Source organism: Micromonospora globbae, assembly GCF_003610785.1.
Taxonomy (GTDB): domain Bacteria; phylum Actinomycetota; class Actinomycetes; order Mycobacteriales; family Micromonosporaceae; genus Micromonospora; species Micromonospora globbae.
Genome location: NZ_RAQQ01000009.1, coordinates 82,369 through 103,772, shown reverse-complemented (window position 1 = coordinate 103,772; position 21,404 = coordinate 82,369). Strand labels below are relative to the sequence as shown.

Below are 21,404 nucleotides of genomic sequence, written 5' to 3'. Positions count from 1 at the left end.
GCTGCGGGCTCAGCCCTCGGCGAGCCGGTCGGCGACGGCCGCGACGTGCTCGTCGGTCTCGGTCAGCGCCACCCGCACGTGCTGGCCGCCGGCCGGGCCGTAGAAGACGCCCGCGGCGACCAGGATGCCCCGGCGGGCCAGCCAGTCGACCGTCCGCCAGCAGTCCTCGCCCCGGGTCATCCACAGGTAGAGGCCCGCCTCCGAGTGCTCGACCGTGAATCCGGCTTCGGTGAACGCCCGGTACAGCGTCTCGCGCCGCGCCCGGTACCGCTCCCGCTGCTCCTCGGCGTGCCGCTCGTCCTGGAGCGCGGCCACCATGGCCGCCTGCACGGGCGCGGGCACGATCATGCCGGCGTGCTTGCGCACCTTCAGCAGCTCCGCCACGAGCGCCGGGTCACCGGCCACGAAGCCCGCCCGGTAGCCGGCCAGGTTCGAGCGCTTGGAGAGCGAGTGCAGCGCCAGCACGTTGTCGTACGAGCCGCCGCAGACCTCGGGCGAGAGCACCGAGACCGGCTCGGCGGACCAGCCCAGCGGCAGGTAGCACTCGTCGCTGGCGACCACCGCGCCCCGCTCGCGCGCCCAGTCGACCACCTTGCGCAGGTGGGCCGCGGGCAGCACCCGGCCGGTCGGGTTGCCGGGCGAGTTGACCCAGACGAGCCGTACCCGCGAGGTCGGGCCGACCGAGGTCAGCGAGTCGGTGCGGACGACCGTGGCACCGGCCAGCCGCGCCCCGTCCTCGTAGGTGGGGTAGCAGACGGACGGCACCACCACCACGTCGTCCGGCCCGACGCCGAGCAGGGTGGGCAGCCAGGCGACCAGCTCCTTGGAGCCGATGCTCGGCAGCACACCGAGACCGTCGACCCCGGCGCCGCAGGCCCGGGCGACCCAGGCGCTGATGGCGGCCCGCAGCGCCGGCGTGCCGGCCGTCAGCGGGTAGCCGGGGGCGTCGGAGGCGTCAGCCAGCGCCTGCCGGATCACCGGGGGCACCGGGTCGACCGGCGTACCCATGGAGAGGTTGATGAGGCCTCCCGGATGCGCCGCGGCCAGGGTGGCCGCGGCGTCCAGGGTGTCCCAGGTGAACTCGGGCAGCCGTGCCGAGACCGGCGAGGGCCGGTTCAGTGGCCCTCACCGCGCGGCGGCTGGGCGGCCACGAAGGCCGCGTCCTTGTCCACCTTGCCGATCTTCGAGGCGCCACCGGGCGATCCGAGATCCTCGAAGAACTCGTAGTTGGCGCCGGTGTATTCCTTCCACTGCTCCGGGACGTCGTCCTCGTAGAAGATCGCCTCGACGGGGCAGACGGGCTCACAGGCACCACAGTCGACGCACTCGTCGGGGTGGATGTAGAGCATCCGGTTGCCCTCGTAAATGCAGTCGACCGGGCACTCCTCGATGCATGCCTTGTCGAGCACATCCACGCACGGCTCGGCGATGATGTAGGTCACCGGTCTTCTCCTCCGCAAGACGCGCCGCGATCTCCCGCGACGGTAAGAGCCTAGTATCTCGCCGGGGAGGGGGTCGATCGTGCTGGGTCAGCAGGATGTGGGACACCGGATAGTGGTCCGCCGGATGGTGGGCGAGCGCGACGGCCGCCCCCTCTTCTCCGACGCCCTGGGCGAGCTGGTCGAGCTGAGTGACACGCATCTCACGCTGGCCACGGCGCAGGGCCCGCTGCGGGTGCCCCGGGACGAGGTGCACCGGGCCAAGCGGGTGCCGCCGACGCGCCGCCCGACCGCCGCCGCCGTGGTCGAGCTGGAGCTGGCGGCCGACGAGGCGTGGCCGGCGCCGACACGGGACCGGCTCGGAAGCTGGCTGCTACGGGCCGCCGACGGGTGGACCGGCCGGGCCAACTCGGCGCTGCCCGTCGGTGACCCGGACCGGCCGTTGCCGGCCGCGGTGGACGCCGTCGAGCGCTGGTACGCCGGGCACGACCTCACCCCGATGGTCAACACCCCGCTGCCGCTGGCCGCGCCGGTGGGCGCGGAACTCGACGCCCGCGGCTGGTCCGCCCGCCCGCCGGTGCTCGTGCAGACCGCCCCGCTGCCCCTCGCGGCGGGCGGGTCGCCGCCGCCCCCGCCGGGCTCGGCGGCCGTGGTGGAGCTGGCCGCCGCGCCGACGCGGGAGTGGCTGGCCGTCGCGTCGGGCCGCAAGGGCGGGCTGCCGGACGCCGCCCGGCACGTGCTCACCGCCGTGGACCAGGTCCGCTTCGCCCACGCGTACGCCGACGGCACGCTGGTCGGCATCGGCCGGGGCACGGTGACCGGCGGGGGCCGCTGGCTGGGGCTGAGCCTCATCGAGGTGCTGCCGGCCGCGCGCCGGCAGGGGCTGGCGCGCCGGATGATCCGGGCGCTCGCCGACTGGGGTGCGGCGGCCGGGGCCACCCACGCCTTCCTCCAGGTGGAGCAGCACAACACCGGCGCCGTGGCGCTCTACCAGCGGCTCGGCTTCACGACCCACCACACCTACCGGACGCGGGTGGCGCCACGCTGACCCGTGCGGGCGGCCGGGTCAGCGACGGACGACCCTGCGCGGCTTGGTGGTCTTCAGCTCGGCGAACCGCTTGAGGCTCTGCGAACGGTGGTCGAGGCCCAGCGCGGTGGCCACCAGGTAACCGATCAGCGACCCGACGAGCGTGGCGCCCAGGTAGAACCAGATCTGGGCGAAGAAGGTGCCCGCGCCGCCGGCGAACGGGCTGTCGCCCACCAGCAGCGGGCCCACCAGCACGGTGAGCAGCATCGCGACCACCACGGCGCCACCGATGTCCGCCGCCCAGTCGCCGAGCGGACGACGCCGCCCCCAGACGAACGCGAGCACGGCCAGGATCAGCCCGATCACGCCGAACATGCCCAGCGACACCCGGTCGGCCGCGGCGTCGTCGCCGTCGAAGCCGAAGTGGTTGACCAGCCGGGCGACCACATTGACCGCGAAGAGCGCCCCGGCGAGCACCCCGATGTCGCGCCAGCGCTTGTCCATCGCACGACCTCCCGCCCTACCGCCCACACCCGGGGCGGTTCCTGGCAGGAATATCTACCACCCGTACCTGAGTGGCGTCATCACCCGCGTGGGGTGCGTGGTACGGCCAGGATCTGCCGGAAGCCCATCACTGCGAAGGTCATGGCGCCAGCCATGATCATGACGAGGCCGACCCAGTTGTTCCCGGCGAGGAGCAGGTCCCCCTCGTTCGTACGGATCGCCGCGACCGCCATCAGCAGGAACCACGGCACGGCGGGCAGCGCCACCGACCAGCGGCGGCCGACGGTCTCGTGGGCGAACCAGCTGAGCACGATGTTGGCGCCGATCGCCACCAGCACGGACACGCCGATCAGCTGGCCGGCCACCCGGACCGTGGCGAGCATCAGCTCCACCAGCCCGGTGACCACGCCGGCCACGACCGACACGAGACCTCCCGCGGCCCGCAGCCCGAGGTCCGGCAGGCGCGACGGCGGCCCCGCCGGCGGCGGGGTGGGCTCGTCCGGGGCGAGTGACATCGGGGCGGCGGGCAGCGTCACCGCAGGCCGGCCGCCGCAGCCGGGGCCCGGTCCGGGCCGAGGTCGGCGATCCCGGCGAAGAGGTCGTCCTCCCAGCCGTACGGGCCGCTGCCCGGCCCCTTCTCGCCCTTGGCGAGGGTGTAGTACTCCACGCCCATGAACTCGCCGCCGAAGCTGCCGGCGATCGTGTAGAGCCACGACGTCGGCGGGATCTGGGTGGCGTGGGCACGCAGCGCCGCCTGCTTCGCGGCGTGCTGGTCGGTGGCGTCGATCCGGGCGGCGATCTGCTCGTCGGGGGTCGCGAAGGGCAGCTCGGAGACGTCCTCGATGCCGGCGAACGGGTTGTCGGACGACTCGACGAACTGGTCCATGCCGGCCGCCAGCACGCTCAGCGGCATGGCCGTCCAGTAGACCTTGGCGGGGGCGATCCCCTCGGCGGCCGCGAGGTCGTACGCCCGCATCGCCACCCGGTGCGCCTGGATGTGGTCCGGGTGCCCGTAGAAGCCGTTCTCGTCGTACGTGACCATGACCTGCGGCCGGATCTCCCGGATGACCTCCAGCAGGTACCCGGCGGCCTCGTCGAGGTCGGCCTGCCAGAACGCGCGCGGGTGCTCGTTGGTCGGCAGGCCCATCATCCCGGAGTCGCGGTAGCGGCCGGCGCCGCCGAGGAAGCGGTGGTCGGTGACGCCGAGCGCGGCGCAGGCGGCATCCAGCTCGGCGATCCGGTAGCCGCCGAGCTGGTCGGCCTGGTCGGCGGCGAGCTGGGCCAGCGCCGGCACGTGGATCTCGCCCTCCTCGCCGAGCGTGCAGGTCACCAGCGTCACGTGCGCGCCGGTGGCGGCGTAGTGGGCCATCGTCGAGCCGGTGCCGATGGACTCGTCGTCGGGGTGCGCGTGGACCAGCAGCAGCCGGCGGTCGGGCAGCGTCGTCACGCCCGTCACTCTAACCGGCGGTTCTGCCGGGCCGGCCCCGACGCGTCCACGCAGGTCGGCCACATCACCCCGACGGCCGCCTTACGATCTGGCCGTGGACTATCCGGAGCTGGCCGCGCGTACCCGTCGGTTCAGCCACGGGGCGCCGCGTGCCGTCTCCGTGGCCGACGACGGCTCCCGGGTGGTCTTCCTGCGCTCGGCCGGTCCCGAGGACCCGGCCGACGCGCTCTGGCTCCTGGACGTCGCCACCGGCGAGGAGCGGCTGGTCGCCGACCCGGCCACCCTGCTCGGCGCGGACGCCGACCCGGCGGCGCTCTCCCCGGGCGAGCGCGCGCTACGCGAGCGGCAGCGGCTCAGCGCGGCCGGCATCGGCTCGTACGCCCTGGACGCCGCCGGCCGGGTGGCCGCCTTCCCGCTGGCCGGCCGCCTGTTCCGCGCCGACCTGGTGCACGGCGACGTCGTCGAGGTGGCCACGGTCGGGCCCGTCCTCGATCCGCGTCCGGACCCGTCCGGTGAACGGCTGGCGTACGTCACGGACGCCGCCCAGGGGGTCCGCCGGGGCGAGCTGCGGGTGATCGACCCCGACGGCGCCGACACCCTGCTGGCCGGCGAGGACGCCGGGGTGACCTGGGGGCTGGCCGAGCACATCGCGGCCGAGGAGTTCGGCCGGTTCCGGGGCTACTGGTGGGCGCCGGACGGCCGCGCGGTGCTCGCCGCCCGGGTCGACGAGTCCCGGCTGGAGCGGTGGCACCTGCACGACCCGGCCGACCCGGCGAGCCCGCCGACCACTGTCGCGTACCCGCGGGCGGGAGGGCCGAACGCCGAGGTCAGCCTGCACCTGCTCGACCTCGACGGCGGTTGGGTCGACGTGCACTGGGACCGGGAGACGTACCCGTACCTGACCGCGGTGAGCTGGGCCGAGGGCGGCCCGCTGATCACCGTGCTGCGCCGGTCCCAGCAGCACGGCCTGGTGCTGGCCGTCGACCCGCGCACCGGCGAGACGCAGGTGCACGCCGAACTGGCCGACCCGCGCTGGGTCGAGCCGATCGCGGGCACCCCGGCCCACCTGCCCGACGGCCGCGTGCTCGTCGGGGGCGAGCTGGCCCACGACGGGTACGACGCCCGCTGCCTGTTCGCCGACGGCACCCTGCTCACCCCGCCCTCGCTGTACGTACGCCGGGTGGTGGGCCGGCTGCCCGCCGCCGGGCAGGGGCCCGCCGACCTGATCGTCGAGGCGAGCGACGGCGAGCCGAGCGAGCGGCACCTGTTCCGCGTACGCACCACGATCGGCGGCGGGGTGGACGCCCGGCGGCTCACCACCGACTCGGGCTGGCACACCGCGGCGGTCGGGGGTGACGTGCTCGTGGTGGGTGTCGCCACGCTCGACCACGCGGGGACGCGCTGGACGGTGTGGCGGGGCGACGAGGAGGTGGCCGTGCTCGGTTCGCACGCCGCGACCCCGCCGTACTCGCCGCTGCCGCTGCTGGAGCGCGTGACCGACCGGCGGCTGCCCAGCGCGGTGCTCTACCCGAACAGCTACGTCACCGGCCGCCGCCTGCCCGTGCTGCTGGACGTCTACGGCGGGCCCGGCCACCAGGAGGTGGTCGCCGCGCGGGCCGCCTGGCTGGAACGGCAGTGGTGGGCCGACGCCGGCTTCGCCGTGGTGGTCGTCGACAACCGGGGCACCCCCGGGGTCGCGCCGTCGTTCGAGAAGGCGATCCACCGGCGGGTGGCCGACGTGATCCTGTCCGACCAGGTGGACGCGCTGACCGCGCTCGCCGACAAGCATCCGGACCTCGACCTGGGCCGGGTGGCGGTACGCGGCTGGTCGTTCGGCGGCTGGCTCGCCGCGCTCGCGGTGCTGCGCCACCCCGAGCTGTTCCGCTGCGGCATCGCCGGCGCCCCGGTCACCGACTGGGCGCTCTACGACACGGCCTACACCGAGCGCTACCTGGGGATGCCGGAGGACGGCGCGGACGTGTACGCCCACCACTCGCTCGTCGACCTGGCGGCCGAGCCGGTGACCGGGCCGGAGCGGGCCCGGCCGCTGCTGCTCGTGCACGGCCTCGTCGACGACAACGTGGTGGCCGCGCACACGCTGCGCCTGTCGGCAGCGCTGCTCTCCGCCGGCCGCCCCCACTCGGTGCTGCCGCTCACCGGCGCGACGCACATGGCCGCCGGCGGCACGGCCGAGCGCCTGCTCCGGCTGGAGCTGGACTTCCTCCGTACGCACGTGCTCTGAGCGAGGGCGCCCCGTGACGCACGGCGGCCCCCGGTCGACGACGCTGTCGACCGGGGGCCCGTCCGTGTGGTGGGTCTACTGCTTGACGAACGCGTTCACGAACGACGGGTAGCCGAAGACGCTGGAGATGAAGACCCCGCCCGCCTTCGAGCCGTGCACCACGTACGCCACGTCGACGAAGAGCGGCACGACCGGGGCGTGCTCCTTCATGATCCGCTCGTCGAGCTTGCCCCACTCCGGGCCCTGCTCGGCCGGCGGCATGGCCAGGATCCGGTCGAACTCGGCGTTGATCGCCGGGTCGTTGAAGTACGCCTGGTTGCTGTTGCCCTCGGGCTTGATGCTGCGCCCGTCGTAGAGCACCGGCAGGATCGACGCGCCGCTCGGCCAGTCCGCCGCCCAGTTACCGATGTACAGGTCCCAGGGGTTGTCCTTCTTCTTGATCTCGTCGAGCTTCGCGTCGTCCGGGATGTTCCGCAGCGTGATCTTGAAGCCGGCCCGCTCGAGGTTGGCCTTGAGCTGGGTGCCCATCTGCTGCTCGGTCGCGCCGTCGGAGACGCCGAGGACCAGCTCCGGGGTCTGGCCGCCGAGCAGCTCCTTGGCCTTCTCCATGTTGCCGGTGGCGCCGGCCGGGTAGGCGTCGTACTGCTTGTAGCCGATGGTCGACGGCGGCATCAGCGTCGTCAGCGGCGCGGCGACGGTCTGCCCGCCGAGCGCCTTGATGAGGCCCTCACGGTCGATCGCGTAGTTGAGCGCCTGGCGGATCTTCAGGTCCGTGACCCGCTGGTTGTTGATGACGAGCTGGTTGGCGCTCGGGGTCGGCGAGAGGATCGTGCGGGACTTCAGCGACGCGTCGCCGGCCACCTTGGCGACCAGCGAGGCCGGCACGAAGTTGAAGGCGACCGCGCTCTGGTCCGCGCCGTTGTCGGCGATCACCCGGTTGTTGGCGGCGTCCGGGGTGGGGCCGAACGTCCAGACGAACTGGTCCGGGTACTGGTGCCGGACCGGGTCGGTGTTCGGGTCCCAGTTGGGGTTCCGGTCCAGGGTCAGCTTCACGCCGACCTGGTTCTCGGCGATCTTGTAGGGGCCGGACGAGAACGGACGGGTGTCGAGGTTGACGCCGGTGTCCTTGTCGGGCGGCAGCGGTGCGGTGGTCGGCAGCGAGGCCGCGAACGGCAGGTCGCAGCGGGGCTTCGCGAACTCGAAGCGCAGGGTCTTGTCGTCCGGGGTGGTCAGCCCGGGCGGCAGCGAGCCCTTGTTCTTCTTGAAGTCCCACTTGGTGTCGAACTGCGGGGTGTCGGCCAGCCACTCCTGGATGTAGGTCGGGCCGCTCGTCAGGTCGGGGTCGAAGGACCGGGCGATGCCGTACGCGATCTCCTTCGAGGTGATCGGCCGGCCGTCCTCGAACTTCACCCCGTCCTTGATCTTGAATTCCCAGACCTTGCAGTCGTTGTTGACGTTGGTGCCGGGCGTCTCGGCCAGGTCGCCGACGAGAACGAGACCGCCCTTGCCGTCGTCCTTCCACGTCGTGAGGTACCGGGCGAAGAGCGGGCTCGCCATCAGGCCGGCGAACGAGTACGTCCGCTGCGGGTCCAGGTGGGAGATGGGCGTCTCCCGGATGATGGTGAAGGTGCCGCCCTTCTGCGCACCCTCCACCTCGGGGGCCGGGCCCTGCGAGTCCTTCGGGTCGGTCGCGATGACCCCGGTCTGCGTACGGTTGGTGTCCACGGTGGTGCCCTCACCCGTGTTCTCCGAGCACGCACCCAGGGCCACCACCAGTGCTATCGCGCCGCCCGCGGCGGCCGCCACACGTGGTCGCATCTCCTACCTCCTCCACCCATCTGCCGTGCGGTCCGCCGGAGGTGGAACCGCCGACGTCCCGAGGATCGTAAAGAAGAAAACCTTCGAGTTGTGTAACAGTTGTCGATAAATTTCACCGTCGCCCGCCCGCCGGCCACCCGGCCCGACCGGCGACCGTCTCAGCGCAGCCGCACGCGGGGGTCGATGGCCGCGTACAGCAGGTCGACCAGCATGTTCGCGAGCACCACGAACACCGCGGCGATCAGCACGGTGGCCATGATGGTGGGCAGGTCACCGGCGCGTACGGCGTCCACGGCCGTCCGGCCCAGCCCCTGGATGCCGAACGTCGTCTCGGTGATGACCGTCCCGCCGAGCGCCCCGCCGACGTCGAGACCCGCGATGGTCACCACGGGGGTGATGGCCGCGCGCAGCGCGTGCCGCCCGTACACCTTGGGTTTGGCCAACCCCTTGGCCCGCGCCGTACGCACGAAGTCCTCGGAGAGCGTCTCCAGCATCTGCGCGCGGGACAGCCGCGCGTAGATGGCCGAGAAGAGGAAGGCCAGCGCCACCCAGGCGAGCACCAGCCCGCTCGCCCACTTCAGCGGATTGTCGAAGATCGACGTGTAGCTCGGCACCGGCAGGAGCCGCAGGTTGTAGACGAAGACCAGCAGCAGCACCGCGCCGACGAAGTAGAGCTGCAACGACGCGCCGGTGAGCGAGAAGCCGATGGCGAGCCGGTCCAGCCACGTGCCGCGGCGCAGCGCCGAGACCATGCCCAGCCCCACCCCGAGCAGCAACCACAGGACGGCCGCCGGGATCACGATGCTCAGCGTCACGGGCAGCACCCGGGCGATGGTGTCGGAGACCGCCTCGTTCGTGACGTACGACCAGCCCAGGCAGGGTGCGTCGCAGTGACCGCCCTGGGCGCTGCCGAGGTCGCGGCCGGTGAAGATGCCCTTCATGTAGCCGGCGTACTGGGCCACCAGCGGGTCGTTGAGGCCCAGCTCCTCGCGGACCCGCTCCAACCGCTCCGGGTTGCAGTTCTTCGGGCACATGCCGGTGACCGGGTCGCGGGGCAGGGCGAAGAACATCAGGAAGGTCAGCACGCTCACCGCGAACAGGGTCAGCGTGGCGGAGAAGATCCGCTTGATCAGGAATCGCGCCATGGCAAAACCCCTACCGGGACGACTTCGGGTCGAGGGCGTCGCGCAGCGCGTCGCCGAAGAGGTTGAAGGCGAACACGAGCGCGAAGATCATGACGCCGGGGAAGAACACGTACGCCGGGTCGGTCTGGAGGTAGTCCAGGCTGCGGTAGATCATCCGGCCGAAGCTGGGCGTCTCGTCGCTCAGCCCGACACCGATGAAGGAGAGTGCCGCCTCGCTGGTGATGAACTGCGGCACGGCCAGCGAGAACGACACGAGGATCGGCGCCCAGATGTTCGGCAGCAACTGCCGGAACAGCATGTGCCCGAGCCCGGCGCCGCTGGCCCGGGCCGCCTCCACGAACTCCCGCTCGCGCAGCGCGATCACCTGCCCGCGGACCAGCCGGGCGGTGCTCGTCCAGCCGAAGATCGCGAAGACGGCGATCAGCACGCCGACCCCGAAGGCCGGCGAGACGGCCTCCCGCTCGCCGTAGAACCGCAGCACGAGCGTCGGCGTGAGCGCCAGCGCGATGACCAGGAACGGCATGGCGAGGGTCAGGTCCGTGATCCAGTTGATCACCGCGTCCAGCCAGCCGCCGAGGTAACCGGCGAGCGTGCCGAGCACGATGCCGATGGTCGCGGTGATGACCGCCGCGGCGAACGCGATGAACAGCGAGGTACGCAGGCCGTAGATCAGCCGGATGAAGATGTCCCGGCCGAGGCCCGGCTCCAGCCCGAACCAGTGGTCGCCGGAGACGCCTCCGGCGTAGCCGAGCGGCATGCCGAACCCGTCCAGCAGGTGCTGGAACTGCTCCCGGGGGCCGATCCCGTACACCATCTGGATGAGCGGCGCGGCGAGCGCCAGCACCATGAAGAGGACCAGCATCCCGCCGCTGACCATCGCCGTACGGTCGCGGCGCAGCCGGGCCCACGCGAGCTGGCCGGGCGAGCGGCCGACGACGCCCTTGCGCTCCGGCGCCTCCGCGTCGCCGCCGGACTCGATCTCGGCCAGCGCCACTCCCTCGACCGGGGACAGGCTCACTTCGACACCTCCTCGACCGTCGTGCCGGAACCGTCGTCCGCGGCGCCCGCGCCGGCCGTCCCGTCGTCCGCCACCGGCCCGGCGTCGTCCGCCACGGCCGGCGCACCGGTCGCGGCGGCGACCGGCCCCGACTCGGGGAAGTGGCACGCCGTGGCCTGGCCGCCGCCGGCCCGGGGAACGAGCGCCGGCTCCTCCGCCGCGCAGATGTCCTGCGCCTTCCAGCAGCGGGTGCGGAACCGGCAGCCCGACGGCGGGTCGAGCGGGGTGGGCACGTCGCCGGCCAGCCGGATCCGCCCGCCGGGGCCGAGCCGGGTCACGTCCGGGATGGCCGACAGGAGCGCCCGGGTGTACGGGTGCTGCGGCCGCTCGTAGATGTCGTCCCGGTCGCCGATCTCCACGATCTTGCCGAGGTACATGACGGCGACCCGCTGGCAGAAGTGCCGCACCACGGCCAGGTCGTGGGCGATGAAGACGAACGCCAGCCCGAGGTCGCGCTGCAACTCGCGGAGCAGGTTGATGACCTGCGCCTGGATCGAGACGTCCAGGGCGGACACCGGCTCGTCGGCGACGATGAGCTTCGGCCGCAGCGCGAGCGCCCGGGCGATGCCGATCCGCTGCCGCTGCCCGCCGGAGAACTCGTGCGGGTACCGGTTGTAGTGCTCCGGGTTGAGCCCGACGATCTCCAGCAGCTCCTGCACCCGCGCCTTGACGCCGCCCGGCGGCTCGATGCCGTTGACCTGAAGGGGCATCGCGATGATCCGGCCGACCGTGTGGCGGGGGTTCAGCGAGGCGTACGGGTCCTGGAAGATGATCTGGAGGTCCTGGCGCAGCGGGCGCAGCTCGCGCCGGCCGGCGTGGGTGATGTCCCGCCCATCGAACTCGATGGTGCCCACGGTGGGCTCCAGCAGGCGGACCAGCATCCGGCCCGTGGTGGTCTTGCCGCAGCCGGACTCGCCCACGAGGCCGAGCGTCTCCCCCGGTCGCACGTCGAAGTCCAGCCCGTCGACCGCACGCACCAGGCTGCGGCCGCGGAACCCGGTCCGCACCGGGAAGTGCTTCGTCAGGCCACGTACCCGCAGCAACGGCTCGGTCTCGGTCACCGGACGCGCCGCGGCCTCCTCCACTGGACTCACCGGGCCACTCCCACCTGTGCGACCTCTTCCCGGTACAGCCGGGTCCGCTCCTCGGCGGCCAGGTGGCAGGCCACCTGGTGGCCGTCCTCGCCGGCCGGGCGCAGCTCGGGCACCTCCGTGCGGGAGCGGTCGCCGTTGCGGTCGGCGTACCGGCAGCGTGGATGGAAGGCGCAGCCGGACGGCAGGTTGATGAGGCTCGGCGGATTGCCCCGGATCGGCACGAGGTCCGCGTCCGCGTCACCGTGCAGGGACGGCACGCTGGAGAGCAGCCCCCAGGTGTACGGGTGCTGCGGCCGGCGCAGCACCTGCTCGACGCTGCCGTGCTCGACCGCCCGCCCGCCGTACATCACGAGCACGTCGTCGGCCACCTGGCTGACCACGCCCAGGTCGTGCGTGATCATGATGATCGCCGAGTGGAACTCGGCCTGGAGGTCGGCCAGCAGGTCCAGGATCTGCGCCTGCACCGTGACGTCCAGCGCCGTCGTCGGCTCGTCGGCGATCAGCAGGTCCGGGTCGTTGACCAGCGCCATCGCGATCATCGCCCGCTGGCGCATGCCGCCGGAGAACTCGTGCGGGTACTGGTCGAAGCGGCGCGCGGGCTGCGGGATGCCGACCCGGCCGAGCATGTCGACCGCCCGCTGCCGGGCCTCCCGCTTGCCGGCGCGCGGGTGGTGCACCCGGTACGCCTCGGCGATCTGCTTCCCCACCGTGTAGTACGGGTGCAGCGCGGAGAGCGGATCCTGGAAGATCATCGCCATGTCCCGGCCGCGCAGCCGGCGTACCTCTTCCTCCGGCAGACCGACCAGCTGGCGGCCGCCCACGAAGATCTCGCCGGTGATGGTGGCGCGCTTGGGGTTGTGCAGGCCCAGGACGGCCAGCGAGGTCACGCTCTTGCCCGAGCCGGACTCGCCGACGATGCCGAGCGTCCGCCCGCGCTCCACCGCGAACGACACGCCGTCCACCGCGCGGACCACGCCGTCCTCGGTGTCGAAACGCACCCGCAGGTCGCGCACCCGCAGATAGGGATCCTCACCGGAGCGCTGCTCCGGCACCGCGGGGCGGTCCGGTCTCCCGGACGGCACCGACTCCGACCTGCCCACGACCGCCTCCCCTCGGTGACGAAGAGAACTTACAGCAAAGTTCTGGAGGCGAAAATAAGCTACAAAACGTGGGCTGTCAGCGGCCTGAGCGTAACGACTGCGTTTCGAGGTTGACCAGCCCTCAGCAGGAGATTCACGTCCGCAACTCCGTCTCCCGCGCCGCGCGGTCGCACGGCGGGTGCGACGATGGTCGCCGTGGCACGGTGACGATTCCCGCCGGCACGAGGTGGAGGTGACCATGACCGCGGCGGTGTTCGACCACGAAGGCCCGTGGACCGAAGAGGAGTACCTCGCCCTCGGCGAGACGCGGCAACGCGTCGAACTCTTCGACGGGAGCCTCCACGTGACCCCTGCGCCCACCCCACGGCACCAACGCATCTCCCGCAGGCTCGGGAACATCCTCGAGCCGGCTGCCGAAGCGGTGGGACTCGAACTGCTCGAGGCGGTGAACGTCCGCCTCCGGCCGGGTCGCGTCCCGATCCCGGACCTGGTCATCACCTCACCGGTGGATCTCGACGAGTTGTACGTCGAGGCCGCGGGTGTGCGCCTGGTCGGCGAGATCGTGTCACGCAGCAACGCCGCTACCGACAAGGTGCTCAAGATGCACTACTACGCTTCCGCCGGCATCGACTGGTACCTGCTCGTCGACCAGGAGGTCGGCGCGCTGCACCTGTATCGGCGCCAGGGCCGGCACCACGTCGAGCACTCGACCGCCAAGCGCGGGGAGACCCTGACGCTCACCGAGCCCGTCCAGGCCGCTATCCGACCGGAGGATGTCGTCACCTGACGGATGTCGGCCGGCTCACCTAGGGTCGGTCGCATGAGCGAGTTCGACGCGGCGACCGCCGCCGTGCAGGCCGCCCTCGACGCCGGAGCCCGCTACGCCGACGCCCGGGTGATGCACCGGCGCTACGAGTCCATGTCGGCGCGCAACGGCGAGATCGAGGAGCTGACCCAGGACGAGAGCATCGGCCTGGGCGTACGGGCGCTGGTCGGGTCGAGCTGGGGCTTCCACGCCGTACCTGATCTGTCCGACGCCGCGGCCCGCGACGCCGGCCGCCGCGCCGCACGGATCGCCGCGGCGAGCGGACGCGTCCCCGGGCCACCCGTCGAGCTGGTCCCCGCGGAGCCCGTGACCGCGACGTGGGCCTCCGGGTGCGAGGTCGATCCGCTGGGTGTGGCGCTCTCCGACAAGGGCGACCTGCTGGTCGAGGCGACCGCGACCATGGCGGCGCACGGCGCCGACGTCGCCGAAGGGCTCTACCAGATCTGGGACACGGCGAAGTGGTTCGTCTCCAGCGAGGGCCACCGGATCGACCAGCGCATCCGGGAGTGCGGCGCCGGCATCTCCGCCACGTCGATCGGCGACGGCGAGACCCAGCGCCGCTCCTACCCCAGCTACCGCGGCCAGTACGGCACCACCGGCTGGGAACTGGTCACCTCGCTCGACCTGGCGGCACACGCGGCGCGCATCGCCGAGGAGTCCCGCGCGCTGCTGACCGCGCCCCTGTGCCCGGCCGGCGAGACCGACCTGATCCTCGGCGGCGAGCAGCTCGCCCTGCAGATCCACGAGTCGGTCGGGCACGCCATCGAACTGGACCGGATCCTCGGCTGGGAGGCCGCGTTCGCCGGCACGTCCTGGCTCGACCTCGCGCAGCTCGGCACGCTGCGGTACGGCTCCGACCTCATGAACGTGACCATCGACCCGACCATCCCCGGCGCGCTCGGCAGCTTCGGGTACGACGACGAGGGCTCACCGGCGGTCAAGCGGGACGCCGTCCGCGAGGGACGGTGGGTGGGCGTGCTCGCCGGCCGTGACTCGGCCGCCGTCGCCGGCCTGCCGTACGGCGGGAGCGTACGCGCCGACGGCTGGGCCCGGCTGCCCATGGTGCGGATGACGAACGTGGGCCTGGAGCCCGGCCCGCACACGCTGGAGGAGATCATCGCGGCCACCGACGACGGGGTGCTCATGGACGTCAACCGGTCCTGGTCGATCGACGACAAGCGGCTCAACTTCCAGTTCGGCTGCGAGATCGGTTGGGAGGTGCGCAAGGGCCGGCGGGGACGGATGCTGCGCAACCCCACCTACACCGGCATCGGTCCGCTCTTCTGGCGGTCGATGGACATGCTCTCCTCCGAGACCGTCGCCTGGGGCACCCCGAACTGCGGCAAGGGGCAGCCCGGCCAGGTCGGGCACACGGGCCACCCGGCCGCGCCGGCCCGGTTCCGCAACGTCCGGGTGGGGGTGCGGGCGTGAACGTACGGAACGTGGGAGCGCCGCGGTCAGGAGCGGAAGGGGTCGTCGCGTGAGCGAGCGGGAACTGGCCGGTCAGGTGGTCGACCTGGTCCGCCGCCTCGGCGGCCCCGGCGCGCAGGCCGAGGTCGTGGTGACCCGGGCCGACCTGGCGCTGACCCGGTTCGCGAACTCCTTCATCCACCAGAACGTCGCGGAGTCGACCGTCGGGGTGCGGCTGCGGGTGCACGTCGACGGGCGTACGGCCGCGGGCAGCGGCAGCGTGGTGAGCCCGGACGGGCTCCGCGCGCTGGTCGAGCGGACCCTGGCCGCCGCCCGGCTGTGCCCGCCCGACCCGGCCTGGCCGGGGCTGACCCCACCCACCCCGGTGCCGTCCGGCGCCACGGTCGACGAGGCGACCGCGTACGCCGAGCCGGACGAGCGCGCTGAGCGGGTCCGCGCGTTCGTGGCGGCGGCCGGTGGGCTGGAGACCGCGGGATACTGCCGCACGGCCCACCGCTCGTCGGCGTTCGCCAACACGGCCGGGCACAGCGCGGAGGGCCGCTCGGCCGAGGCCGCCATGGACGGCATCGCCCGCACCGGCGGGGCGGACGGTGTGGCCCGGCTGTGCGTCGACCGGCTGGCCGACCTGGACGGCGCCGAGCTGGGCGCCCGGGCGGCCGCGAAGGCGCGTGCCGGGGCCGACCCGGTCGAGCTGGCGCCGGGCCGCTACGAGGTGGTGTTCGAGCCGGCCGCCGTGGCGGACCTGCTGGAGAACCTGTCCTGGTACGGCTTCAACGGCAAACGCCACGTCGAGCGGCAGTCCTTCGTCGAGCCGGGCGCCGCGCAGTTCGACCCGGCCGTCACCCTGGTCGACGACCCGCTCGGCGCCGCCGACCTGCCCTTCGACCTGGAGGGCACGCCACGGCGACGGGTCACGCTCGTCGACGCCGGCACCACCCGCACCGTGGCGCACGACCGGCGTACGGCCGCGCAGGCGGGCGCCGAGTCGACCGGCCACGCGGTCCCCGGCGGGGCGAGCTTCGGGCCGATACCCCGCAACCTGCGCCTGCTCGGCGCCGCGGGCGGTCAGGACGCGGCCGAGCCGCGCGCCGCAGGCACGGCCGGCGCGGTGGCCGACGTGGACACCGCGGCCCTCGTCGCGCAGGTCGGGCGGGGGCTGCTGGTCAGCGACCTCTGGTACACCCGGGTGCTCGACCCGAAGAGCCTCGTCATCACGGGGTTGACCCGCAACGGGGTGTGGCTCGTCGAGGACGGCGTCGTCACCGCCGCGGTCCGCGACTTCCGGTTCACCGAGTCGTACCCGCGGGCGCTGGCGCCGGGCGCGGTGCTCGGGCTGGGCCGGCATCCGGTGCGCCAACCGGACCGCGTGGACGGCGCGTGGTGGGAGGCTCCGCCGATCCGGCTGGCCTCCTGGCACTTCACCGGCGGCGCGTCCGGCTGACGACTCCCCCGGCCCGAGGCCACCGCCGGCAGCGGCCGGCCCGCGGACAGCGGCCGGCCCGCGGACAGCGGCCGGCCCGCGGACAGCCGCCGGCCCGCGGGCTCCGGATGGTGGCGCGTTCCCCGCTGCTCACCCACCCCGGCGTCAGGGCCACGCAGTGAACTTCCTAACATCGCCACATCGATCGCCATGCCGAGACTTCCCGGAGCGGCGGACACACGGGACACTGCCTTGCGCGGACGGCCCGCGAAGATCGGCGTAACGTGTGTCACTTAGCTGCGCCGACAGCCTCGGCGCGGTCGTTGGTGTGCGCATGACGTGGCAAGCGGGTGCGGTTTCGCCGGTCCGCGTGCCGACCGGAGCAGAGACGCCCGCGTGTGCGGGCCCGTCGAGGAGACGACGAATGACATCAACGGCAACGATGCCGCGGGGAGCGCGGGCGCGCGCCGCCATCGCGGCGAGGACGTTGCGCACCGACCGCTGGTGGTTCGCCCCCCTGATCACCGTCGTCGGGCTCACCGCCTGGGTCGCGTACGCGACGGTCCGGGTCTTCATGCACAAGTGGTACTGGGTCGAGGACTTCCACTACCTGACCCCGTTCTACTCCCCCTGCATCACCGAACGGTGCGTCGAGGGCTCCGCGCACTTCGGACGCGTCCTGCCCGACTGGTGGATCATCCCGGAGGCGGCGTTCACCCTGCCGTTCCTGCTGCTGTTCCGCCTGACCTGCTACTACTACCGCAAGGCGTACTACCGGTCGTTCTGGCTCTCGCCGCCGGCCTGCGCCGTGCCGGACGGGCACAAGGCGTACAGCGGTGAGACGCGCTTCCCGCTGCTCGGCCAGAACCTGCACCGCTACTTCTTCTACGCCGCCGCGATCATCTCGCTGATCAACACGTGGGACGCGATCCTCGCCTTCCACTCGCCCGAGGGCTTCGGGTTCGGGCTGGGCAACCTCATCCTGATCGGCAACGTGGTGATGCTCTGGGCGTACACCATCTCCTGCCACTCCTGCCGGCACATCATCGGCGGGCGGCTGAAGCACTTCTCCAAGCACCCGCTGCGCTACCGGGCCTGGACCGGCGTGTCCTGGCTGAACGTCCGGCACATGCAGCTCGCGTGGATCACCCTCGGCACCCTGGCGCTCACCGACTTCTACATCATGGCGGTGGCGGCCGACTGGATCCCCGACCTGCGCTTCATCAACTAGAGGGCCTGGCCATGACGACAACCACTCGCATCGAACGACACCACTACGACGTCGTCGTGATCGGGGCCGGCGGCGCCGGCCTGCGCGCGGCGATCGAGGCGCGGCTCGCCGGCAAGAAGACCGCCATCATCTCGAAGTCGCTCTTCGGCAAGGCCCACACGGTGATGGCCGAGGGCGGCGCCGCGGCCGCCATGGGCAACGTGAACCCGCGCGACAACTGGCAGGTTCACTTCCGCGACACCATGCGCGGCGGCAAGTTCCTGAACAACTTCCGGATGGCCGAGCTGCACGCCAAGGAGTCGCCGCAGCGGATCTGGGAGCTGGAGACGTACGGTGCGCTCTTCGACCGCACCAAGGACGGCAAGATCTCCCAGCGGAACTTCGGTGGCCACGAGTACCCGCGGCTCGCGCACGTCGGCGACCGGACCGGCCTGGAGCTGATCCGCACCCTCCAGCAGAAGATCGTGTCGCTCCAGCAGGAGGACAAGCGCGAGTTCGGCTCGTACGACGCGCGGATCCGTGTGTTCGCCGAGACCACGATCACGGAGCTGCTGCTCGACGGCGACCGGGTCGCCGGCGCGTTCGGCTACTACCGGGAGTCCGGCGAGTTCATCCTGTTCGAGGCGCCCGCCGTGGTGCTCGCCACCGGCGGCGTCGGCCGGTCCTACAAGGTCACCTCGAACTCGTGGGAGTACACGGGGGACGGCCACGCGCTCGCGCTGCGCGCCGGGGCCAACCTCATCAACATGGAGTTCCTCCAGTTCCACCCGACCGGCATGGTGTGGCCGCCCTCGGTGAAGGGCATCCTGGTCACCGAGTCGGTCCGCGGCGACGGTGGCGTGCTGCGGAACTCCGAGGGCAAGCGGTTCATGTTCGACTACGTCCCCGACGTCTTCCGCAAGCAGTACGCGGAGACCGAGGAGGAGGCGGACCGCTGGTACACCGACCCGGACAACAACCGCCGCCCGCCGGAGCTGCTGCCCCGCGACGAGGTGGCCCGGGCCATCAACAGCGAGGTCAAGGCCGGGCGGGGCACCCCCGCCGGCGGCGTCTACCTCGACATCGCGAGCCGCCTCCCGGCCGAGGAGATCCGCCGCCGGCTGCCCTCGATGTACCACCAGTTCAAGGAGCTGGCCGACGTCGACATCACCAAGGAGCCGATGGAGGTCGGCCCGACCTGCCACTACGTGATGGGTGGCGTCGAGGTGGACCCGGACACGGGCGCGGCGATCGGCCACGTCCAGGGGCTCTTCGCCGCCGGCGAGGTCTCCGGCGGCATGCACGGCTCCAACCGCCTCGGCGGCAACTCCCTGTCGGACCTGCTGGTCTTCGGCAAGCGGGCGGGCGGCCACGCCGCCTCGTACGCCGACAGCCTCGCCAGCCGCCCGAAGGTCGCCGTGCAGGCGGTCGAGGCCGCGGTGGAGACCGCGCTGGCGCCGTTGCAGCGGGACACGGGCGAGAGCCCGTACACCCTCCAGCAGGACCTCCAGGCGGTGATGGGCGACCTCGTCGGGATCATCCGGCGCGAGCACGAACTGGCCGACGCCCTGGTACGCCTCGCCGAGCTGCGCGAGCGGGTGGCCAAGGTGAGCGCGGCCGGCGGCCGGCGCTACAACCCGGGCTGGCACCTCGCGCTCGACCTGCGCAACATGCTGCTGGTGTCGGAGTGCACCGCGAAGGCGGCGCTGGAGCGCCGGGAGTCGCGCGGCGGCCACACCCGGGAGGACTACCCGACGATGGACCCGCAGTGGCGCCGGGTGAACCTCGTGTGCTCGCTCCAGGGCGACACGGTGCGGCTGGAGCGGAAGCCGCTGCCGAAGATGCGCCCGGAGCTGATCACCTTGTTCGACCGCTCCGAGCTGGCCAAGTACCTGACGGACGAGGAACTCGCGGAGTTCGACGCCCTCGCTGAGAAGGAGAGCTGACACCGATGGCAGAGCAGAGCTCCCCGACGGCCGGGAAGGCGGCCGCGAAGAGGCAGTTCCGCATCTGGCGGGGCGACGAGAACGGCGGCGACCTGCAGGACTACATGGTCGAGGTGAACGAGGGCGAGGTCGTCCTCGACGTCATCCACCGCCTCCAGGCCACCGACGCGCCCGACCTGGCCTGCCGGTGGAACTGCAAGGCCGGCAAGTGCGGCTCGTGCTCGATGGAGATCAACGGCAAGCCGCGGCTGGCCTGCATGACCCGGATGTCGACGTTCGAGCCGGACGAGACGGTCTCGGTCACGCCGCTGCGCACGTTCCCGGTCATCCGGGACCTGGTCACGGACGTCTCGTTCAACTACGAGAAGGCCCGGGAGACACCGGCGTTCGCGCCGCCGGCCGACGTGGCGCCCGGTGACTACCGGATGCAGCAGGTCGACGTGGAGCGCTCGCAGGAGTTCCGCAAGTGCATCGAGTGCTTCCTGTGCCAGAACGTGTGCCACGTGATCCGGGACCACGAGGAGAACAAGCCGGCCTTCTCCGGGCCGCGGTTCTTCATCCGGGCCGCCGAGCTGGACATGCACCCGCTCGACGCGCGGACCGACCGCAAGGAGTACGCGCAGGCGGAGATGGGCCTCGGCTACTGCAACATCACCAAGTGCTGCACGGAGGTCTGCCCGGAGCACATCAAGATCACGGACAACGGGATCATCCCCATGAAGGAGCGGGTCGTCGACCGCAGGTACGATCCCCTTGTGTGGCTTGGTAGCAAGATCTTCCGTCGGGGTGAGACGCCCCAGAGCAGCGTGACCAGCGCCCGTGCGGCGGGCCCGGCGACGCCCAGCACCAGCCGGGGCGGTGTGCACTCGCACGCGGGCGGCTCGCACGACCCGAAGGCCGAGGCCCAGGCGCAGAGCGGGGTCAACTGGCACCGCGAGGTGCCGCACCCCACGGCGCCCGCGGTGGACGAGCGGGGCAAGCTGCCGCTCACCGAGCTCACCTTCGACCGGGCCGCCGCGCCGTCGCCGTTCGGCGACGACGTCACGTTCCCGCTGCCTCCGGAGCACCTGAACTTCGCCCACCCGGAGCAGGACAAGCACTGAGCACGTCGACGACGATGACGGGGGCCGCGGCAGATGCCGCCGGCCCCCGTCTCCGTCGTCGCCTCGGTCGATCATGAGGTTGGCGGGGTTTCCGATCTCCGATCGGCCCGCCAACCTCATGATCAGCGCGTCGGGGCGGGTGGCGCGTCGGCGGTGAGGAGGGGGCGCAGCGCCGCCACGATGGGCGCGTCGGCCGGCAGCCACGTCACCGAGTCCAGCTCGGCGGCGGAGAGCCACCGCAGGGCCGAGTGCTCCAGCGGCTGCGGCTGGGCGTCGCCGAGGAGGCGCGCCGCGTACACCTTGAGCACCGAACGGCCGTGGGCCATCCTGACGTCGCGGCCGACCCGGTCGCCGATCTCCACGCGTACGGCCAGTTCCTCGGCGCACTCGCGGACCAGCGCGTCGGTCTCCGACTCCCCCGGCTCGACCTTGCCGCCGGGGAACTCCCACATGCCCGCCACCTCCGGCGGGGCCGAGCGGGCGCAGGCGAGCACCCGCCCGTCCCGCAGGATCGCCGCGCCGACGATCACCTTGAGCTCCCGTCGCGGGCTCTGCCCGCCGCCACTCGCCCGTTCGGTCTGCACGGCCGTCCAGG

The 21,404-nt window shown here is 72.5% G+C and carries 19 protein-coding genes; 8 read left to right on the top strand and 11 right to left on the bottom strand.

Going from position 1 to position 21,404, the window contains the following annotated elements; translation table 11 throughout:
* Positions 1-9: 9 nt before the first annotated feature.
* Together dapC and fdxA are read right to left on the bottom strand one after the other, a co-directional pair.
* A complete protein-coding gene (gene dapC / locus D7I43_RS14365) occupies positions 10-1,119 on the bottom strand; it encodes a succinyldiaminopimelate transaminase (protein ID WP_120328989.1) in 1,110 nt (369 codons plus the stop codon).
* Entirely contained in the window at positions 1,116-1,442 is a 327-nt protein-coding gene (gene fdxA / locus D7I43_RS14360; RefSeq protein WP_120328988.1) for a ferredoxin, read from the bottom strand. The genes dapC and fdxA overlap by 4 nt, the downstream gene beginning before the upstream one ends.
* Before the next feature lie 79 nt (positions 1,443-1,521).
* Between fdxA and D7I43_RS14355 the strand changes: the two genes are divergently transcribed.
* Positions 1,522-2,487 (top strand): GNAT family N-acetyltransferase, encoded by a 966-nt coding sequence (locus tag D7I43_RS14355; protein WP_120328987.1) that lies wholly within the window; start codon positions 1,522-1,524, stop codon positions 2,485-2,487.
* 18 nt (positions 2,488-2,505) lie between these two features.
* Here D7I43_RS14355 and D7I43_RS14350 read toward each other — a convergent pair whose 3' ends face one another.
* The 3 genes from D7I43_RS14350 to mshB form a co-directional block, all read right to left on the bottom strand.
* Positions 2,506-2,970 carry a hypothetical protein gene (locus D7I43_RS14350; RefSeq protein ID WP_120328986.1) on the bottom strand — a complete coding sequence of 155 codons (465 nt, stop codon included), beginning with the start codon at positions 2,968-2,970 and terminating at the stop codon, positions 2,506-2,508.
* An 80-nt stretch (positions 2,971-3,050) separates the two neighbouring features.
* Positions 3,051-3,485 (bottom strand): hypothetical protein, encoded by a 435-nt coding sequence (locus D7I43_RS14345; protein ID WP_120329126.1) that lies wholly within the window; start codon positions 3,483-3,485, stop codon positions 3,051-3,053.
* A gap of 17 nt (positions 3,486-3,502) precedes the next feature.
* On the bottom strand, positions 3,503-4,426 hold the full coding sequence (gene mshB / locus D7I43_RS14340; RefSeq protein WP_120328985.1) for an N-acetyl-1-D-myo-inositol-2-amino-2-deoxy-alpha-D-glucopyranoside deacetylase: 924 nt from the start codon (positions 4,424-4,426) through the stop codon (positions 3,503-3,505).
* A gap of 85 nt (positions 4,427-4,511) precedes the next feature.
* Between mshB and D7I43_RS14335 the strand changes: the two genes are divergently transcribed.
* Positions 4,512-6,659: a S9 family peptidase gene (locus tag D7I43_RS14335; protein WP_120328984.1), complete on the top strand. Its 2,148-nt coding sequence runs from the start codon at positions 4,512-4,514 to the stop codon at positions 6,657-6,659.
* A gap of 75 nt (positions 6,660-6,734) precedes the next feature.
* Here D7I43_RS14335 and D7I43_RS14330 read toward each other — a convergent pair whose 3' ends face one another.
* The 5 genes from D7I43_RS14330 to D7I43_RS14310 all read right to left on the bottom strand — a co-directional run bounded on the left by D7I43_RS14330 (position 6,735) and on the right by D7I43_RS14310 (position 12,873).
* Positions 6,735-8,477: an ABC transporter substrate-binding protein gene (locus D7I43_RS14330; protein ID WP_120328983.1), complete on the bottom strand. Its 1,743-nt coding sequence runs from the start codon at positions 8,475-8,477 to the stop codon at positions 6,735-6,737.
* Positions 8,478-8,635: 158 nt separating this feature from the next.
* Positions 8,636-9,622: an ABC transporter permease gene (locus tag D7I43_RS14325; RefSeq protein ID WP_120328982.1), complete on the bottom strand. Its 987-nt coding sequence runs from the start codon at positions 9,620-9,622 to the stop codon at positions 8,636-8,638.
* 10 nt (positions 9,623-9,632) lie between these two features.
* On the bottom strand, positions 9,633-10,640 hold the full coding sequence (locus D7I43_RS14320) for an ABC transporter permease (protein WP_120328981.1): 1,008 nt from the start codon (positions 10,638-10,640) through the stop codon (positions 9,633-9,635).
* The gene (locus D7I43_RS14315; RefSeq protein WP_240032957.1) at positions 10,637-11,773 is read right to left on the bottom strand and encodes an ABC transporter ATP-binding protein; all 1,137 of its coding nucleotides are present in this window, start codon (positions 11,771-11,773) and stop codon (positions 10,637-10,639) included. The genes D7I43_RS14320 and D7I43_RS14315 overlap by 4 nt, the downstream gene beginning before the upstream one ends.
* Entirely contained in the window at positions 11,770-12,873 is a 1,104-nt protein-coding gene (locus D7I43_RS14310) for an ABC transporter ATP-binding protein (protein ID WP_120328980.1), read from the bottom strand. Before D7I43_RS14310 ends, D7I43_RS14315 begins: the two co-directional genes overlap by 4 nt.
* 238 nt (positions 12,874-13,111) lie before the next feature.
* On the opposite strand from D7I43_RS14310, the gene D7I43_RS14305 reads away from it, so the two are divergent.
* The 6 genes from D7I43_RS14305 to D7I43_RS14280 all read left to right on the top strand — a co-directional run bounded on the left by D7I43_RS14305 (position 13,112) and on the right by D7I43_RS14280 (position 20,809).
* Positions 13,112-13,660 (top strand): Uma2 family endonuclease, encoded by a 549-nt coding sequence (locus tag D7I43_RS14305; RefSeq protein WP_120329124.1) that lies wholly within the window; start codon positions 13,112-13,114, stop codon positions 13,658-13,660.
* A 33-nt stretch (positions 13,661-13,693) separates the two neighbouring features.
* The gene (locus D7I43_RS14300; RefSeq protein WP_120328979.1) at positions 13,694-15,130 is read left to right on the top strand and encodes a TldD/PmbA family protein; all 1,437 of its coding nucleotides are present in this window, start codon (positions 13,694-13,696) and stop codon (positions 15,128-15,130) included.
* A 49-nt stretch (positions 15,131-15,179) separates the two neighbouring features.
* Positions 15,180-16,571: a TldD/PmbA family protein gene (locus D7I43_RS14295; protein WP_240032956.1), complete on the top strand. Its 1,392-nt coding sequence runs from the start codon at positions 15,180-15,182 to the stop codon at positions 16,569-16,571.
* 403 nt (positions 16,572-16,974) lie between these two features.
* A complete protein-coding gene (locus D7I43_RS14290) occupies positions 16,975-17,781 on the top strand; it encodes a hypothetical protein (protein WP_120328978.1) in 807 nt (268 codons plus the stop codon).
* An 11-nt stretch (positions 17,782-17,792) separates the two neighbouring features.
* The gene (locus D7I43_RS14285) at positions 17,793-19,706 is read left to right on the top strand and encodes a fumarate reductase/succinate dehydrogenase flavoprotein subunit (RefSeq protein ID WP_120328977.1); all 1,914 of its coding nucleotides are present in this window, start codon (positions 17,793-17,795) and stop codon (positions 19,704-19,706) included.
* A gap of 5 nt (positions 19,707-19,711) precedes the next feature.
* Complete coding sequence (locus D7I43_RS14280; protein WP_120328976.1) at positions 19,712-20,809, top strand: succinate dehydrogenase/fumarate reductase iron-sulfur subunit; 1,098 nt, start codon at positions 19,712-19,714, stop codon at positions 20,807-20,809.
* Between the two features lie 122 nt (positions 20,810-20,931).
* On the opposite strand, the gene D7I43_RS14275 is transcribed toward D7I43_RS14280, so the two are convergent.
* Positions 20,932-21,393 carry a (deoxy)nucleoside triphosphate pyrophosphohydrolase gene (locus D7I43_RS14275; RefSeq protein WP_120328975.1) on the bottom strand — a complete coding sequence of 154 codons (462 nt, stop codon included), beginning with the start codon at positions 21,391-21,393 and terminating at the stop codon, positions 20,932-20,934.
* Positions 21,394-21,404 lie beyond the last annotated feature (11 nt).

Bases quoted from the DNA above. Each gene is read 5' to 3' on its own strand.
- D7I43_RS14350 (WP_120328986.1), bottom strand. From the start codon at position 2,970: ATGGACAAGCGCTGGCGCGACATCGGGGTGCTCGCCGGGGCGCTCTTC.
- D7I43_RS14345 (WP_120329126.1), bottom strand. From the start codon at position 3,485: ATGTCACTCGCCCCGGACGAGCCCACCCCGCCGCCGGCGGGGCCGCCG.
- D7I43_RS14330 (WP_120328983.1), bottom strand. From the start codon at position 8,477: ATGCGACCACGTGTGGCGGCCGCCGCGGGCGGCGCGATAGCACTGGTG.
- D7I43_RS14325 (WP_120328982.1), bottom strand. From the start codon at position 9,622: ATGGCGCGATTCCTGATCAAGCGGATCTTCTCCGCCACGCTGACCCTG.
- D7I43_RS14305 (WP_120329124.1), top strand. From the start codon at position 13,112: ATGACCGCGGCGGTGTTCGACCACGAAGGCCCGTGGACCGAAGAGGAG.
- D7I43_RS14300 (WP_120328979.1), top strand. From the start codon at position 13,694: ATGAGCGAGTTCGACGCGGCGACCGCCGCCGTGCAGGCCGCCCTCGAC.
- D7I43_RS14290 (WP_120328978.1), top strand. From the start codon at position 16,975: ATGACATCAACGGCAACGATGCCGCGGGGAGCGCGGGCGCGCGCCGCC.
- D7I43_RS14285 (WP_120328977.1), top strand. From the start codon at position 17,793: ATGACGACAACCACTCGCATCGAACGACACCACTACGACGTCGTCGTG.
- D7I43_RS14280 (WP_120328976.1), top strand. From the start codon at position 19,712: ATGGCAGAGCAGAGCTCCCCGACGGCCGGGAAGGCGGCCGCGAAGAGG.